Source organism: Fumia xinanensis, assembly GCF_014384905.1.
GTDB classification, from domain to species: Bacteria; Bacillota; Clostridia; order Oscillospirales; family Ruminococcaceae; genus Fumia; species Fumia xinanensis.
The window spans coordinates 1,093,827-1,107,094 of sequence record NZ_JACRSV010000001.1; the positions used below are offsets into that span (position 1 = coordinate 1,093,827).

At 52.2% G+C, this 13,268-nt stretch carries 18 protein-coding genes; 14 read left to right on the forward strand and 4 right to left on the reverse strand.

Translation table 11 applies throughout. The features are described from left to right. Positions 1-93: 93 nt before the first annotated feature. The 3 genes from H8710_RS05145 to H8710_RS05155 all read right to left on the reverse strand — a co-directional run bounded on the left by H8710_RS05145 (position 94) and on the right by H8710_RS05155 (position 1,720). A complete protein-coding gene (locus H8710_RS05145) occupies positions 94-357 on the reverse strand; it encodes a GrpB family protein (protein ID WP_249294343.1) in 264 nt (87 codons plus the stop codon). A gap of 67 nt (positions 358-424) precedes the next feature. After that, positions 425-1,306, reverse strand: coding sequence for an aldose epimerase family protein (locus H8710_RS05150; protein ID WP_249294344.1), 882 nt, complete (start codon positions 1,304-1,306; stop codon positions 425-427). Positions 1,307-1,390: 84 nt separating this feature from the next. Then, positions 1,391-1,720: a hypothetical protein gene (locus tag H8710_RS05155; RefSeq protein ID WP_249294345.1), complete on the reverse strand. Its 330-nt coding sequence runs from the start codon at positions 1,718-1,720 to the stop codon at positions 1,391-1,393. 150 nt (positions 1,721-1,870) lie between these two features. Between H8710_RS05155 and H8710_RS05160 the strand changes: the two genes are divergently transcribed. From H8710_RS05160 to H8710_RS05195, 8 genes are all read left to right on the forward strand, one after another. Beyond that, entirely contained in the window at positions 1,871-2,842 is a 972-nt protein-coding gene (locus H8710_RS05160) for a stage III sporulation protein AA (protein ID WP_249294346.1), read from the forward strand. After that, entirely contained in the window at positions 2,836-3,339 is a 504-nt protein-coding gene (locus H8710_RS05165; protein WP_249294347.1) for a stage III sporulation protein AB, read from the forward strand. The genes H8710_RS05160 and H8710_RS05165 overlap by 7 nt, the downstream gene beginning before the upstream one ends. 137 nt (positions 3,340-3,476) lie before the next feature. Next, positions 3,477-3,674, forward strand: a complete 198-nt coding sequence (spoIIIAC, locus tag H8710_RS05170; RefSeq protein WP_249294348.1) for a stage III sporulation protein AC — start codon at positions 3,477-3,479, stop codon at positions 3,672-3,674. A 115-nt stretch (positions 3,675-3,789) separates the two neighbouring features. After that, the gene (locus tag H8710_RS05175; protein ID WP_249294349.1) at positions 3,790-4,179 is read left to right on the forward strand and encodes a SpoIIIAC/SpoIIIAD family protein; all 390 of its coding nucleotides are present in this window, start codon (positions 3,790-3,792) and stop codon (positions 4,177-4,179) included. Positions 4,180-4,204: 25 nt separating this feature from the next. Beyond that, positions 4,205-5,365 carry a stage III sporulation protein AE gene (locus H8710_RS05180; protein WP_249294350.1) on the forward strand — a complete coding sequence of 387 codons (1,161 nt, stop codon included), beginning with the start codon at positions 4,205-4,207 and terminating at the stop codon, positions 5,363-5,365. A 140-nt stretch (positions 5,366-5,505) separates the two neighbouring features. After that, a complete protein-coding gene (locus H8710_RS05185; protein ID WP_249294351.1) occupies positions 5,506-5,991 on the forward strand; it encodes a stage III sporulation protein AF in 486 nt (161 codons plus the stop codon). Positions 5,992-6,076: 85 nt separating this feature from the next. Next, positions 6,077-6,646, forward strand: a complete 570-nt coding sequence (locus H8710_RS05190; RefSeq protein WP_249294352.1) for a hypothetical protein — start codon at positions 6,077-6,079, stop codon at positions 6,644-6,646. A gap of 33 nt (positions 6,647-6,679) precedes the next feature. Further along, a complete protein-coding gene (locus tag H8710_RS05195) occupies positions 6,680-7,222 on the forward strand; it encodes a SpoIIIAH-like family protein (RefSeq protein WP_249294353.1) in 543 nt (180 codons plus the stop codon). Between the two features lie 60 nt (positions 7,223-7,282). Here the strand turns inward: H8710_RS05195 and H8710_RS05200 are convergent, their stop codons facing one another. Further along, complete coding sequence (locus H8710_RS05200) at positions 7,283-8,305, reverse strand: GNAT family N-acetyltransferase (RefSeq protein WP_249294354.1); 1,023 nt, start codon at positions 8,303-8,305, stop codon at positions 7,283-7,285. Positions 8,306-9,119: 814 nt separating this feature from the next. Between H8710_RS05200 and H8710_RS05205 the strand changes: the two genes are divergently transcribed. From H8710_RS05205 to H8710_RS05230, 6 genes are all read left to right on the forward strand, one after another. Further along, a complete protein-coding gene (locus H8710_RS05205; protein ID WP_249294355.1) occupies positions 9,120-9,476 on the forward strand; it encodes an Asp23/Gls24 family envelope stress response protein in 357 nt (118 codons plus the stop codon). Positions 9,477-9,596: 120 nt separating this feature from the next. Then, positions 9,597-10,004 carry a transcription antitermination factor NusB gene (gene nusB / locus H8710_RS05210; protein WP_249294356.1) on the forward strand — a complete coding sequence of 136 codons (408 nt, stop codon included), beginning with the start codon at positions 9,597-9,599 and terminating at the stop codon, positions 10,002-10,004. Beyond that, complete coding sequence (locus tag H8710_RS05215; protein ID WP_249294357.1) at positions 10,004-10,948, forward strand: tRNA (adenosine(37)-N6)-threonylcarbamoyltransferase complex transferase subunit TsaD; 945 nt, start codon at positions 10,004-10,006, stop codon at positions 10,946-10,948. The genes nusB and H8710_RS05215 overlap by 1 nt, the downstream gene beginning before the upstream one ends. Before the next feature lie 11 nt (positions 10,949-10,959). After that, on the forward strand, positions 10,960-12,189 hold the full coding sequence (gene xseA, locus H8710_RS05220) for an exodeoxyribonuclease VII large subunit (protein WP_249294358.1): 1,230 nt from the start codon (positions 10,960-10,962) through the stop codon (positions 12,187-12,189). 1 nt (position 12,190) lies between these two features. Beyond that, on the forward strand, positions 12,191-12,409 hold the full coding sequence (gene xseB, locus H8710_RS05225; protein WP_249294359.1) for an exodeoxyribonuclease VII small subunit: 219 nt from the start codon (positions 12,191-12,193) through the stop codon (positions 12,407-12,409). After that, positions 12,393-13,259 carry a polyprenyl synthetase family protein gene (locus H8710_RS05230; RefSeq protein ID WP_249294360.1) on the forward strand — a complete coding sequence of 289 codons (867 nt, stop codon included), beginning with the start codon at positions 12,393-12,395 and terminating at the stop codon, positions 13,257-13,259. Before xseB ends, H8710_RS05230 begins: the two co-directional genes overlap by 17 nt. The last annotated feature ends 9 nt before the right edge of the window (positions 13,260-13,268 follow it).

A 13,268-nucleotide genomic window follows, 5' to 3' on the forward strand; every position in this document is an offset into this window, starting at 1 on the left:
TCTCCATTAAAAAAGCGCCTCCAGGATGATGGAGGCGCTTTTTTAATGGAGAAATGCTGAAAAGATTAACCTGTTATTTATCATTTTTCGTTTTTATTGAGCAAGCCGCATATCTGATAAATATTTCGGACATAGCCCCCTTTGTAGCCGTACCGCAGCGGAGTCAAACACAAGCATGTCTGAGATTACCACGTCGATGTCGATAATGGGTTTGGCGGGGAGGCCCTCCACCGAGGTGCTTCCCACATGCTCAATCGCAAGGGAAAGGCCTTGGAGGCCACGGTTCAGTTCTTCGCGGATTCTGCTGAATTCCGCCTTCCACTGGGAGTTATGGGGTACGACGGCAATCGTTGGCATGGCTTAGGCTTCCTTTCTGTATTCTAAAAATCCGCATATCGTTTCGGGTATGCGGATTTTCCACGTCCTACACTTTTTCGATTTCCAATATGTGCGTTTTGCTTTCGCCGGGTGCCAGCGTCACAACATTGTGTTTGTTTTCAAGAGTGTTGTCCTCGGTGTTCAGAACCGAAAGCCCCTGCCACGCCTCGACGCAGAGGAATTTCGCGTTCATCATGTTCCAGACACAGAGGTCGCTGAAGTTTTGAAGCCTGTATTCCACCGCTTCTCCGGTTTTGCTGTCTTTGAGGATGACTTTCCGGGAGTTAAGATTATCTAGAATCACCGAATCAACCCGGTTGAAGATATTATGGTCCAGCCGGAAGGTCTGAGGATCGGACAAAAAGGTCTCTCTGCGGTCGATGTCGATCTGCCGTTCCTTAAAGTTATACAAGGGGCAGTCCTGCCGTTCCGGCTGGTCGAAAAGGAGGCTGTAGTCGGAGAAATCACTGCCCTTAGACGACTCAAAAGGCACCTTCAGGCCCGGATGAGTGCCGATGCAGTAGGGCATTGGCTCGTCATTTGTGTTATGTACTGTCAGCTCCAGCCGGATGCCGCCGGGAAGCAGCGTGTATTCCGCTGTCAGGGAAAACCGGTAGGGATAGTGGGAGAGTGTTTCCTCATTCTCACAGACCGAAAATACTGCCCGCTCGGCAGAGGGCTGCTCCACCTCCCAGGGAAGGTTTCGGACAACACCGTGGTTTGGCATGTCATATTCCCTGCCCTTAATGGTGAGCTTTTTGTTGCGGGTGTTGCTGACGATGGGGAACAGCAGGGGCGAGCTCCGTTCCCAGCCGTTTGGATCACCGGGCCATAGCATCTCGTTGCCGGCGCTGTCCCGAAGCGACTTCAGCTCGGCGCCGGTGAGGGAAATATGTGCTGTCATACCGTTGTTTTGCAGGGTTATCATTATCCGTCATCCCTTTCTGTTATAATTGTTCAATTATTATACTTCTTTTGGAATACGATGTCAATGAAAGGAGCATAAATCCGTTCATATTCCAAGCACCGTCAATACCTGCTCTTTTTGAAAGAACCGCTGGACCCAGCAGTGGATTTCCTCTATAGCCTGCTCGACTTCCCCTCCTGTTTTCCTGGCGGATTTGACGATTTGCTCCCATTGTTCCCGAGTGACTTCGGTGATTCCGTAATAGTCGAAGGAAGGCAAAACACTTATAAAAACTTTATAAAGCCCCAGTGTATTGAAGTCATCATCTGTAAGATACAGCGAGTCATCCCGCCAGAATTCCTCTGAAAACCGTCCCTTTTGGAACTCAAAATAGCAGGAACCTTGTCGCTCGTTGTTTGTGCAGCAGTATTTCATAGACTATTCCTCCTATCTGCCTCATCTTACCACATCTGCCCCTGCTGGGCAACCAAAAAACCATAGAAAAATGGTTCTATCTGTTGGGGACAAGGCATAAGATGAATCACAGTTAAAGTTTGTCCGCGAGGCGGAAAGGAAGGAAAAAGCATGGAAGCGTATCTGCAAGTCATCCCGTATTTTCCCGATAAAATCCGTGCACCTTTGGCGGCAATCCCGTCGCAGATGCGGAATACCGTCCGGGAAATCCGCCTGCGGCAGGGGAGGCCTTTAAGCCTTGTCCTCATGGGGACAACCGTTTTTCTAACGCCGGGAGGTACGGTGTTGGAAACCCCCGGAAAGGACGCTTTGGTCCCAGATGAGGCCGACCTGCAAGACTGCTTCCAGCGGGTCTGCGGTTACTCGGTTCACAGCTGTGAAGAGCAAATACGGCAGGGGTTTCTCACACTAAACGGCGGCCACCGGGTTGGGCTCTCCGGCACAGCGGTGCAGGAGGACGGAAAAATCGTCACCCTGCGGGAAATCAGTTCGATGAATTTTCGCGTCGCCCGAAGCTTTCCCGGCGTTTCCGGCGATTTTGTCCGGCGGTTTTACGGTGATGCTTTGCCATCCATTTTGCTGTCCGGCGCCCCTATGAGTGGAAAAACCACCTTTTTGAAGGACGTTATCGGCGCCCTTTCCTCTGGGAAGGCAGGGCGGTACCGAAAAGTCGCCGTCATCGACGAACGGGGCGAGCTGGGAGCCGTGTATAACGGAACGCCTCAAATCGAGCTGGGCCCCTGTACCGATGTGCTCACCGGCTACCCCAAAGGGGAGGGGATGAACATTGCCTTGCGCACCCTGTCGCCAGAGCTCATCGTCTGCGACGAAATCGGCGGGGAAGCCGAGTCGGACGCCATCCGTATGAGTTTAAACGCCGGTACGGCTGTGCTTGCCACGGCCCACGCCGGAAATCTCACGGCGCTGACACGGCGGCCTCAGATACGCGCCCTCATCGAGGAAGGGGCCTTCGACTATCTGATCCAGCTTGAGGGGCAGGAAGCCCCCTGCCGGATCAAAGAAGTCCGGCGGGTGGGCGAAGGCGCTGAATTCTGCCTGTCAGGAGGGAAGATGATATGCTGAAACTACTTGGTATGGTTTTTCTCTTTCTCGGGTCGGCGGGGACGGGCCTTTTATTGTCGAGAAGGCTTGCCAGACGAACGGAGCTCATCCTGCTCATCCAAAAGCTCCTCTTGACCCTATCAAATGACTTAAGTTATCAGAAAACTCCCACCGTCCGGCTTCTGAGGGACTTGAGCCGTGATGAGAGCTACGAAAAGCTCAGTTTTCTCGGCGAATTCCAGGATTTGCAGGTGCAGACGGCCCCCGTCTCCCGGCTTTGGAACGATGCCCTGGAAAAACAGCCGGGACTGCAAAAAGAGGAACTGGAACTGCTGCGGGACACGGGAAAAATCCTCGGGTCAACCGACAGCGAATCCCAGGTGAACGCCCTCAGCCTTCAGCAAAAAAAGCTGGCCCTCATTTTGGAGGAGGCCATGGCAAAACAGCAGACCCAGGGAAAACTCTTTCGGTCTATGGGTGTACTCTGTGGCTTTTTGCTGATAATCCTCACCTTTTGAAGCATTGCTAAAATGCGTTTCCTATCATTTTTATCAATTCCATTTGCAAGGGTCAATGCTTACATTGCCCGGCCCGTCGGCACAATAAAAATATTCGCATCGCTTAGCCGGCAGCGCGGAAAGGACGGAATAACATTATGGACGTGGATTTGATTTTCAAGATCGCCGCCATCGGCATCATAGTGGCGGTGCTCAATCAGGTGCTGATCCGTTCCGGCAGGGAAGAACAGGCTATGATGACCACCTTGGCGGGGCTCATTGTGGTGCTGATGATGATTGTAACCCAGATCAGCAGCCTTTTCGACACCATCAAGCAGCTTTTCGGCTTGTGGTGATTGGCTTGAAAGCAAGCTTTCAAGCCTGATTTTGGGCCTTTGCCGCCAAAATGATGCGGCAATTTTGCGGCGGAGCCTCGAAAACGGCCAATTCCCAGAAAGGAATGAACCTGCTATGAACCTGATTGCGGTCATCGGCGTCGGCGTAGTGGCGGCGGCGTTTTCCCTGCTTTTCAAGCAGTACAAGCCCGAATATTCCATGATGATCTCCTGCATCGGGGTGGTGCTCATCTTTTCGGTAATCCTCATCGAGATGATTCCCGCTTTTTCTACCATGAGAAACCTGATGGCCCAGGTGTCCTTCTCGTCGGAGTACATCAAAATCATCATGAAATGTTTGGGGATATGCTACCTTACCGAAATCGGAAGCCAGCTCTGCAAAGAATCGGGCCAGCTTGCCATCAGCTCCAAAATCGAGCTGGCGGGAAAGGTAATGGTGCTCGTGCTGTCCCTTCCCATGTTCGAGGAGCTATTAAAAACCGCGCTCAACCTTATCAACATCTAGCGGACGCGACAGAAGGATTGACAAAATGAAAAAAGGAATTTTATTTTTTTGTATGGCCTGCTGGGCGGTGGGGTTTCTCTGGGTTTTCCCCACCGAGCGTGCGGGGGCGGAAGAGCTTCCCTCCTATGGGCAGGAGTCCCAAAGCGAGGACGAAATCATCGAGGAACAGTTAAACGAAAGCGGGTTGAACGGTCTTTTGAGCCTGATTCCTGAAGAGGGACAGGAATTCTTTTACGGCGGCTTCGACCAGCACAGCGTCGAAAAGCTCACCCCCCAGAATTTTTTCTCCTACATCTGGCAGAAAATAAAGGACAAGGCATCAGAGCCCTTAAAGCTTCTCTTAAGCATCGCAGGAATCCTGATTTTGGCAGCGCTCATCGCCGCTTTCACCGACGGCATGGACGGGACGAAGCACACTTTTTCGGTGGTGATCTCCCTCTCCATCTGTGCCGTCATGGTCACTTCCGTAACAAGCTGCATTCTCCGCACATCCAAGGTGGTCAAGGACCTTTCCTACTTCGTTTTGAGCTTTATACCCGTCTTTTCCGGCGTGACGGCGGCCGCGGGGAAGCCCGCCTCCTCGGTGGCGTACCACGCCACCATCTTCGCCTCGGCACAGTTTTTTTCCCAGCTGATGGCGAACCTCATCGTCCCTCTTCTGGGCCTTTTCCTCGCCATCAGTATCGCCGGGGCCGCCACCAACGTCATCAAGGTGGACAGCCTTGCAAAGAGCCTGAAAACTGCCGCCACTTGGATTCTCACTTTTTGCATGACAGTTTTCGTGGGACTTTTGACCGTCAAAGGGCTGGTCTCCGGAGCGGCCGACACCGTGACGGTGCGGGCGACGAAATTTATGATCAGCTCTTTCGTTCCGGTGGTGGGCGGGGCTTTAAGCGACGCCTACAACTCGGTATTCGGCTGCCTTGGGGTGGTGAAAAGTACCGTGGGGGTGTTCGGCATCATTGCCATCGTGGTCACCTTCCTGCCGGTGGTGCTGGAGCTCATTATGATGATGGCAGCCCTTTGGGGCTCGGCGGCCATTGGGGACATCTTCGGGCGGGAAAAGGAGGTTTCTATTTTAAAGGCCGCATCCTCGGCCCTGACCGTCATGTTGGGGGTCATCCTCTGCTACGGCATGATGATTATCGTCTCGATTACCATCATGCTGATGCTCGGCACGGGATGAAAATTAAAAATTTTCATCCCCGAAATTTGGCCCTTTGCCGCGTATCGTTGCGGCAATTTTGCGGAAAGCCGCAAAATCGGGCCAAATTTTACAGCAGAGAGCACAGATAAAAAATTTTATCCCGAAAGGAGTGACGACGAATGAACACCCTGCGCACCATCGGTTACGCCATCTGCGTGACATTGGTAGTTACCTCCATTTTTTTAATGCTGCTGCCGTCAGGAAAGATGGCGAAAATCGTCAAATTCGCCGTCCACCTGTTCCTGCTCATTGCCATTCTCACCCCGTTTATCGGGCAGCCCATAGATTTCTCATCGAGCGCGGAGGCCTTTACCTGGGAACAGAACGAAACGGCGAAAAGCTTAAACGAGCTGGCGGACGAGCAGCTTCTCCGCAGTTTCGACAAGAGTCTGCGGCTTCAGGCGGAGGCGGTTTTTAAAAAATATGAAATCGTCCCAGAAAAAATTGAATTTAGTATGAATGTCCAGTCGGACAGGAGCATAGATATTAGTAAATTAGAAATTCTCCTGAAAGGATCGGATAAAGATCGGTGCGGCAATGCAGTACGCGAACTCAATGAAATGTTCGGCGTCACCGCGCTTTTGGCGTTCACCGACGGGACTTGATGATTCCGTTTGAAAAGGGCGGCGGGCAAACGATTCTGCCCACCGATATTTTCAAACGGAACAAGGAAAAGGGAAGGGCAAATTTATGATGGAAAAACTGAGGGACTCCGCTTTTGTAAAAATGCTCAAAAGCGGGGACAAAAAGGTCAAAATCATCATGCTTCTGGGGATTTTGGGCATCCTGCTCATCTTTTTATCGCAGGTGTTTTCGTCCCCGAAACCGAAGGAGAATCAGACCGTAGAGTCCGGTGAAACGGTCACGACGGCAGCGTATCGGAAGATGCTGGAAGAGGATCTCGCCGCTTTTATCTCTCAAATCGAAGGGGCGGGGGAGACGAAGGTCATGGTTACCTTGAAGGGGACGGGGGAAACCGTCTACTTAAAGGAGCAAAAGACTGACGTCAACCAGCAGGGCGATACCGGAATGGAAAATTTTTCCGAACACCGGAGCGTTTCCGAGAGCTACGTCGTCACCGATGGGAAAAACGGCAGGAACACCGTCGTCAAATCCCAGCTGGAGCCGGAGATAAAGGGGGTTGTGGTGGTTTGCGCAGGCGGGGACAGCCCCGTCGTTCAATCGAGGATTCTGGACGCGGTCACAACAGCGCTGGATCTAAGCTCTGTCAGGGTATATATCTCAAAGCTCGCAAAATAAACGGGCTTATTAAACAAATCGAGGAGGAGCCTTATGAAACTCAACATGATCTTGGGAAAAAAACAAATTATCTTAGCGTCCCTGGTGCTGGTATTGGGGGTGGCGATCTATCTGAATTATACCTTCTCCGAAAGCGGGAACGGTTATGATATTACAGCTTCCGCGAACAGTGAAACCACCACCGACGACCGGACTTATGGCGAGGCCCAGCTCACCAGCGCCGCGCCGGACGAATATTTTACCGCCGCCCGTGTAGAGCGGAAGAAGGCCCGCGACGAGTCGGTGGAGACGCTGGCCACCACCCTGAAAGACGGGAACCTCTCCGATGAGGAGAAGGAAGTGGCCACCAACAAGGCACTGGAGGTCTCCAAGCAGATCGAGAGCGAGAATAAAATCGAAACCTTGGTAAAAGCCAAAGGCTTCCAGGAATGCCTGGCGTTCGTCGATGACGAAAACGTCAAAGTCGTCGTCCAGACCGAGGGGCTAAACGCCGAGCAGGCCGCTCAAATCAAGAATATCATCGTGGAAGAGACTAACATGCCGGCGGAGAACATCGTCGTAGATGAAGTAAAATAAATAAAACCATAAAAAGCGAAAGCAATCAGTTGCTTTCGCTTTTTTATGCCTTTGGGCGGTTCAGATACCAGTCTCTAATGCGCATTCATCCACCCGCCGAACCAATCCATTGGTGTAAGCTTCAAAATACTTTGGCCAAAATCCCGCGGCGGTCGGGTTGAAGGTTTCAAAGTCCACGCCCAACCGGGCATGACCCTCGGATTTCAGGACGGAAATCATGTGGTCGAGCAATGCCTGGATGACGCCCTTTCCCCTGTACTCGGGCAGGCAGTACGCGCCGCAGATATTTTTCATGCCTTCCATTTCCGTGATAAAATTCTCACCCCTGTCCGCGACCTCGAAGAACGCGATACAAATTTCCCCAATAAACGCCCCGAAAAGCCTTGTGTCCCGGGTTTCCGCACGGACCAGCCAACTTTGAAACGCCTCTTCTGAGGAAACCATAAAGCAGGGACTCTGCCCCAGATGACAGGCGAGGCCCCGGCGCAAAGGGCGGACGAGGGGAATTTCCCTGCGGCTCAATTCTTTGCAGACAATCCCGGACATGGACGGCGCACCGGCGTTTTCCATGGGACGTACAGCGTCCATCAGTCTCAGCCCAAATCCATAGGAGAAAAAGGCGGCGACAGCCTGCGTATCATGAGCATACAACCCAATACTGTGGGAAGCGGCACCGCTGCGCACCCATTTTTCAGCGGCGGTCTGATACATCCGCTTGTAAATTAGCGTACGATTTTTTGCTGCCGCACCGTGGGCGTGAATTGGTGAATAGGCGCCTTTTGCGCCGGTGTTAAACACGTTGTCCCATGGTTCGTAGCAGCAGAGGTAGCCGAGCATCCGGTCGCCTTCAAATGCCGCGACTCCCAGCCCGTTCTCTGCAAACTCCGTTAAGTCGGGAATGCTGATGACGGACGGCAGGGAGGAAACCTTATTCTGTTCCTCCCGGTAATTCATAAAGGCCAGTTCTGTCGCCTGCCCTATATGCTGTTTTTGAAAATCGATAATGTTCATCAATTCCTCCGTTGTATTACTGGAGAAGTAGTTTTTGAAAATTCTCCATATGGTGCTACTGTTCAGGTGCATCGGCATTTCTTTCCTGCGGATTCCCTGTTTGTCGTCAAAATATCTTTGCGAAACACAGCATATGCACTGTAATCAGCTCTTTATTTCTTTTTATCAAATGTATTTGAAAAAATCATATCACATCTTTTCGTAAATGGAAAGCGCTTTTTCTGCGGAGCTTGATGAAAAGGCTGTATAAAACTCCAAAGTTTTTGTATATTCTTAAAAAAGGTAGGTAAAAATGGTTGTTTCTTTGAGAAAATGTGGTATAATATCCTCACAGGCAAACAGCTTTTGGCTGTTTGCATAGCGCTTTCGCTGCTTTTGTCCCGCTAGCGCGGGAAGAGTGATAACATTTTATCATAAATTTACAAACCACAAATAGTTTGCAGCCGCTGCGCGGCTTTCGTGGACCTCGTCCACTGAATTTATGGTATAATTACCTCACAAGCAAATAGCTTTGCTGTTTGTAAAGCGCCTAAAAGGCGCTTTTATCCCGCTGGCACGGGATAAGTGAGAACATTGTATCATAAATTTGCAAAAGGCAGAGCCTTTTGCGCGGGCTATGCCCGTTATCGTGGACTTCGTCCACTAATTTATGGTATAATATCTACAAACAGCACGTGAAGCGTGCTGCGTGTTAAAACGCAAGGTTTTGTATTTGATTATCGCTGACATTCAAACGGCCTTGACCGTTTTATGCCGCTGAAAGCGGCGTGCGAGCTTTAAAGAGCTTGCCGATGTGTATATTATGAGACAGTAAATTTGATTTTAAAGAAACCGGGTCCACTACCGGCGTCGCGTTTGTGCGGCGGGCTAAACTGGAGGGCAGATTATGGAACCGAAAAACAATAAGGCAACCGGCAGCATGAAGATTTCCGAGGAGGTCGTGGCTACCATCGTCAAATCCGTTTTGAGTGAAATCGAAGGGGTGCATTCCCTGGCCACCCGGCCGGTGGCTCCTTCCGAAATGCTGATGAAAAACGCTTCTCTCAAACCCATTACCATCTACCTGAGCGCTGATGTGGCGGCTATCGACATCTGCGTGAACCTCTGCTTCGGGGTGAAACTCAAATCCATCGCCGAACAGATTCAGCAGAAGGTCAAGGATACCGTTCAGGATATGACCGGCATTGCCGTCAGCAAGGTAAACGTCTTTGTTGCCGGCGCCAAGCCAAAAGAACAGGCTTAAGTCATATAGAGCCCTCTAAATCTTTTAGGGGGCTTGATTTTGTGTTGCGAACGGCAGCGCATTTGTTATAATACGGCCCAACGACAAAAAACTGTAACTTGAAAACACTTTGGAGGACTTATGAAGAAGATCACAAGACATCAGATGCGGGAAAACGCTTTTATCCTGGTTTTTGAAAAACTGTTCCGGGAGGAAAGCGCCGACGACATCCTAGAATTGGCGAGAGAGTGCGAGGATTTGACGGTAAACGACCAGGTGGAGCAGATGTTCAAAGGGGTGCTCGACCACGTGGCGGACATCGACGTTCTCATCGAAAAAAACCTCAAAAACTGGAAGAAGGAGCGTATTTCTAAAGTGAGCCTGGCGATTTTGCGCTTAGGCGTCTATGAAATCCTCTACTGCGCCGACGTGGACGACGACATCGTTGTCAGTGAGTGCGTCAAGCTCGCCACCACCTTCGCCTTTGACGACGACGTGTCCTTCGTAAACGGGGTTTTGGGTTCAGTTGTTCGGGGGCTTAAAGCATAATGTCCCGGTATTTTGGTATCGACACCAGCAATTACACCACGTCGGTAGCCCTGTTTGACAGCGGTAACGGAGAAGTTTTGATGGAAAAGAAACTTCTGCCCACAAAAGAAGGGAGCTTGGGGCTGCGGCAAAGCGACGCGGTGTTCGCCCATGTGAAGCAGCTGGGAGACCTTGCACACCGGCTAATGGACGGACGGGAAGGGGTTGTCAGCGCCGTCGGCGTGTCGGTTTTTCCCCGTCGTGCGGAAGGTTCTTACATGCCCTGTTTTCTCGTGGGGGAGACGGCGGCGGAGATGCTGGGAGCCGTCAACCACATCCCGGTACACAAATTTTCTCATCAGGAGGGGCATCTGGCGGCGGCTCTTTACAGCGCCAAAAAGCTCTCTCTTTTAAAGGAACGGTTCTTGGCATTCCACCTTTCCGGCGGCACCACCGACGCTTTGCTGGTGGAACCCGGGAAGCCTTTTTTTTCGGTGACGCCTGTTGCCAAATCCCTGGATTTAAAGGCTGGACAGGTGGTCGACCGGGTGGGGCTGATGCTGGGGTGTAAATTTCCCTGCGGGCCGGAGCTGGAAGCCCTCGCCCTCCAATGGGGAGAACCGGTCAAAGCAAAACCCACCATGAAGGGGGCTAATTGCTGCCTTTCGGGGGTGGAAAACAAATGTCAGAAATTCCTGGATGAAGGAAAAGAGCCTTCCTTTGTGGCCCGATACTGCCTGGAATCTATCAAGGCGTCCCTTTCCGCTATGACCGAAACCCTTCTTGCGGCGTACGGCGATTTGCCGCTGCTCTACGCCGGCGGGGTGATGTCCAATTCCATTATCCGCGGCTACATAGAAAATAAATACGGCGGATTTTTCGCCGAACCCCGGTTTTCTTCCGATAACAGCGCGGGCATCGCCCTGCTTGCCGCATTGTCGGAGGGGTATGAGCCGGAAGATTGAGGAATACCGTTATGGATCAGATTTTGACCGTCTCCCAGATAAACGGATACTTAAAGCAGCTTTTAGACGAGGATGTCCAGCTCAAGAGCATCTTTATCCGGGGAGAGATATCCAATTTCACAAACCATCTGAAAACCGGCCACTACTATTTTACCTTAAAGGATCAGAAAGCTTCTATCAAGGGAATTATGTTCAAATGGAACACCCAGCACCTGCGCTTTATGCCTCAAAACGGCATGAACGTCATCATCTTCGGCAGCGTCCAGCTCTTTGAACGGGACGGCATTTGCCAGATCTACTGCGCGGACATGCAGCCCGACGGGGTGGGGGCCCTTTACATGGCCTTTGAACAGCTCAAGGAAAAGCTGGGGGCCGCGGGCCTTTTTGATGAGGAACACAAACGGCCTCTGCCGCCCATGCCGGGGCGCATCGGGGTGGTCACCGCAAAAACCGGGGCGGCCATCCACGACATCCTGAATATTCTGAGCCGCCGGTATCCTATCGGCGAAGTGGTGCTGATTCCGGCTCTGGTGCAGGGGGAAAACGCCCCCGACTCCATCTGCGACGCCATCGGGAAAGCCGAAATGCTGGGCCTCGACTTGCTCATCGTCGGCAGGGGAGGCGGGTCGCTGGAAGATCTGTGGGCCTTTAACGATGAACGGGTGGCCTACGCCATCTACAATTGTACGATTCCTGTCATCTCGGCGGTGGGGCATGAAGTGGACTACACCATCGCCGACTTTGTGGCGGACCTCCGGGCGCCAACTCCTTCCGCCGCGGCGGAGCTTGCCGCCCCCGATGTGCAAAACCTTATCCGGGCGGTGGCTGTCATGAAGCAGGAATTAGACGGCGCCATAGAGGAAGTCCTCCGGGACAAAACAGATGAGTTGGAAGCTCTGAAAAACGATCTGCGGGCGAATTCCCCGGACACGGCGGTAGAGCGGTCGGGGGAGCGGCTTATTTCCCTCAAAAACCGCCTCACCGCGGCGGCGGAACAAACTGCCGAAATCAAGGCCATCGCCTTTTTGGGCCTTGCGGGAAAGCTGGAAGCGTTAAGCCCCTTAAAAGTCCTGACGAGAGGCTATTCCATCACCTTTTCCGGTGAAAAGGCCGTTACTTCGGTGAAAGAGGCGGCTGTGGGAGATGAAATCCACACTCTGGTGACGGACGGGACCATTGTCAGCACCGTGACGAAAATCAAGTCTAGCAAAGGAGCGGCCGGAAAAACGGCCGAACGATAATATGGCACAGAAAAAACAGACACTGGAAGCGGCCATGGACGCCCTCCAGCAAATCGTCGAAAAACTGGAGGCGGGTTCCCTGCCGTTGGAGGAATCTTTAAAGCTCTACGAAGAGGGGGTCAAGCTGACCGCTTTCTGCGACAAAGAGCTCAAAGGGGCTAAGCTTAAAATCAGTGAACTCAAAGAGCCTCAGGGAGAAATAGATGAAACAGATGAATGAGTATATCGCCCTTGTTGAGGGGGCACTGGATAAAGCGCTGGGAAGTACCGATGAGTATCAGGTTCTCCGTGCCATGGCCTACAGCGCCGAGGCTGGAGGTAAACGCATCCGCCCGGTTTTGCTGCTGATGTTTTGCCGGATGCTGGGCGGGAATGTAAATAAAGCGCTCCCTCTTGCCTGCGCCGTCGAGATGATCCACACCTATTCGCTGATCCACGACGACCTGCCCTGTATGGACAACGACGATCTGCGGCGGGGGAAACCCTCCTGCCACAAGCAGTTTGGGGAAGCGACGGCGCTTTTAGCTGGAGACGGGCTGCTGACCATGGCTTTTTCGATGATCGCAGGGGCCGACCTTCCCGCAGACGTCCGCATCGGTGCGGTGAAAGTTTTGTCCCAGCGGGCCGGGGTGTTCGGCATGATCGGGGGACAGGAAATGGATTTGCAGAATGAGGAAAAGGGAAGTAGTATTTCCGCGGAAACGCTGGAGCGCACCTACGCCCTCAAAACCTCCGCTTTGCTGCAAAGCGCCTGTGAAATGGGGGCTCTGGCCGGAGGTGGCGATGAAGAAGCCATAGAAAAAGCCGGTGAATACGCCTACCATCTGGGACTTGCCTTCCAGATTGTCGATGACATTTTGGATGTGACCGGGGACGAAAAAACCCTGGGCAAACCCATCGGCAGCGACGAGGAAAACGGGAAGGCCACCTTTGTTTCCCTCTACGGACTAAAAAAAGCGCGAGAGCTTGCGTCTGCCCACAGCGACAAGGCGCTTTCCGCTTTGCAATATTTTTCCGGCAGCGGGGAACTGAAAACGCTGACGGAAAACCTGCTTTTCCGGGAAAACTAAGGAAATCCC

Coding starts and splice junctions, on each gene's coding strand:
- H8710_RS05175 (WP_249294349.1), top strand. CDS start 3,790: ATGAACCTGATTGCGGTCATCGGCGTCGGCGTAGTGGCGGCGGCGTTT.
- H8710_RS05160 (WP_249294346.1), top strand. CDS start 1,871: ATGGAAGCGTATCTGCAAGTCATCCCGTATTTTCCCGATAAAATCCGT.
- H8710_RS05205 (WP_249294355.1), top strand. CDS start 9,120: ATGGAACCGAAAAACAATAAGGCAACCGGCAGCATGAAGATTTCCGAG.
- xseB (WP_249294359.1), top strand. CDS start 12,191: ATGGCACAGAAAAAACAGACACTGGAAGCGGCCATGGACGCCCTCCAG.
- H8710_RS05180 (WP_249294350.1), top strand. CDS start 4,205: ATGAAAAAAGGAATTTTATTTTTTTGTATGGCCTGCTGGGCGGTGGGG.
- H8710_RS05155 (WP_249294345.1), bottom strand. CDS start 1,720: ATGAAATACTGCTGCACAAACAACGAGCGACAAGGTTCCTGCTATTTT.
- spoIIIAC (WP_249294348.1), top strand. CDS start 3,477: ATGGACGTGGATTTGATTTTCAAGATCGCCGCCATCGGCATCATAGTG.
- H8710_RS05195 (WP_249294353.1), top strand. CDS start 6,680: ATGAAACTCAACATGATCTTGGGAAAAAAACAAATTATCTTAGCGTCC.
- H8710_RS05190 (WP_249294352.1), top strand. CDS start 6,077: ATGATGGAAAAACTGAGGGACTCCGCTTTTGTAAAAATGCTCAAAAGC.
- nusB (WP_249294356.1), top strand. CDS start 9,597: ATGAAGAAGATCACAAGACATCAGATGCGGGAAAACGCTTTTATCCTG.
- xseA (WP_249294358.1), top strand. CDS start 10,960: ATGGATCAGATTTTGACCGTCTCCCAGATAAACGGATACTTAAAGCAG.
- H8710_RS05215 (WP_249294357.1), top strand. CDS start 10,004: ATGTCCCGGTATTTTGGTATCGACACCAGCAATTACACCACGTCGGTA.
- H8710_RS05230 (WP_249294360.1), top strand. CDS start 12,393: ATGAAACAGATGAATGAGTATATCGCCCTTGTTGAGGGGGCACTGGAT.
- H8710_RS05165 (WP_249294347.1), top strand. CDS start 2,836: ATGCTGAAACTACTTGGTATGGTTTTTCTCTTTCTCGGGTCGGCGGGG.
- H8710_RS05200 (WP_249294354.1), bottom strand. CDS start 8,305: ATGCACCTGAACAGTAGCACCATATGGAGAATTTTCAAAAACTACTTC.
- H8710_RS05185 (WP_249294351.1), top strand. CDS start 5,506: ATGAACACCCTGCGCACCATCGGTTACGCCATCTGCGTGACATTGGTA.
- H8710_RS05150 (WP_249294344.1), bottom strand. CDS start 1,306: ATGATAACCCTGCAAAACAACGGTATGACAGCACATATTTCCCTCACC.
- H8710_RS05145 (WP_249294343.1), bottom strand. CDS start 357: ATGCCAACGATTGCCGTCGTACCCCATAACTCCCAGTGGAAGGCGGAA.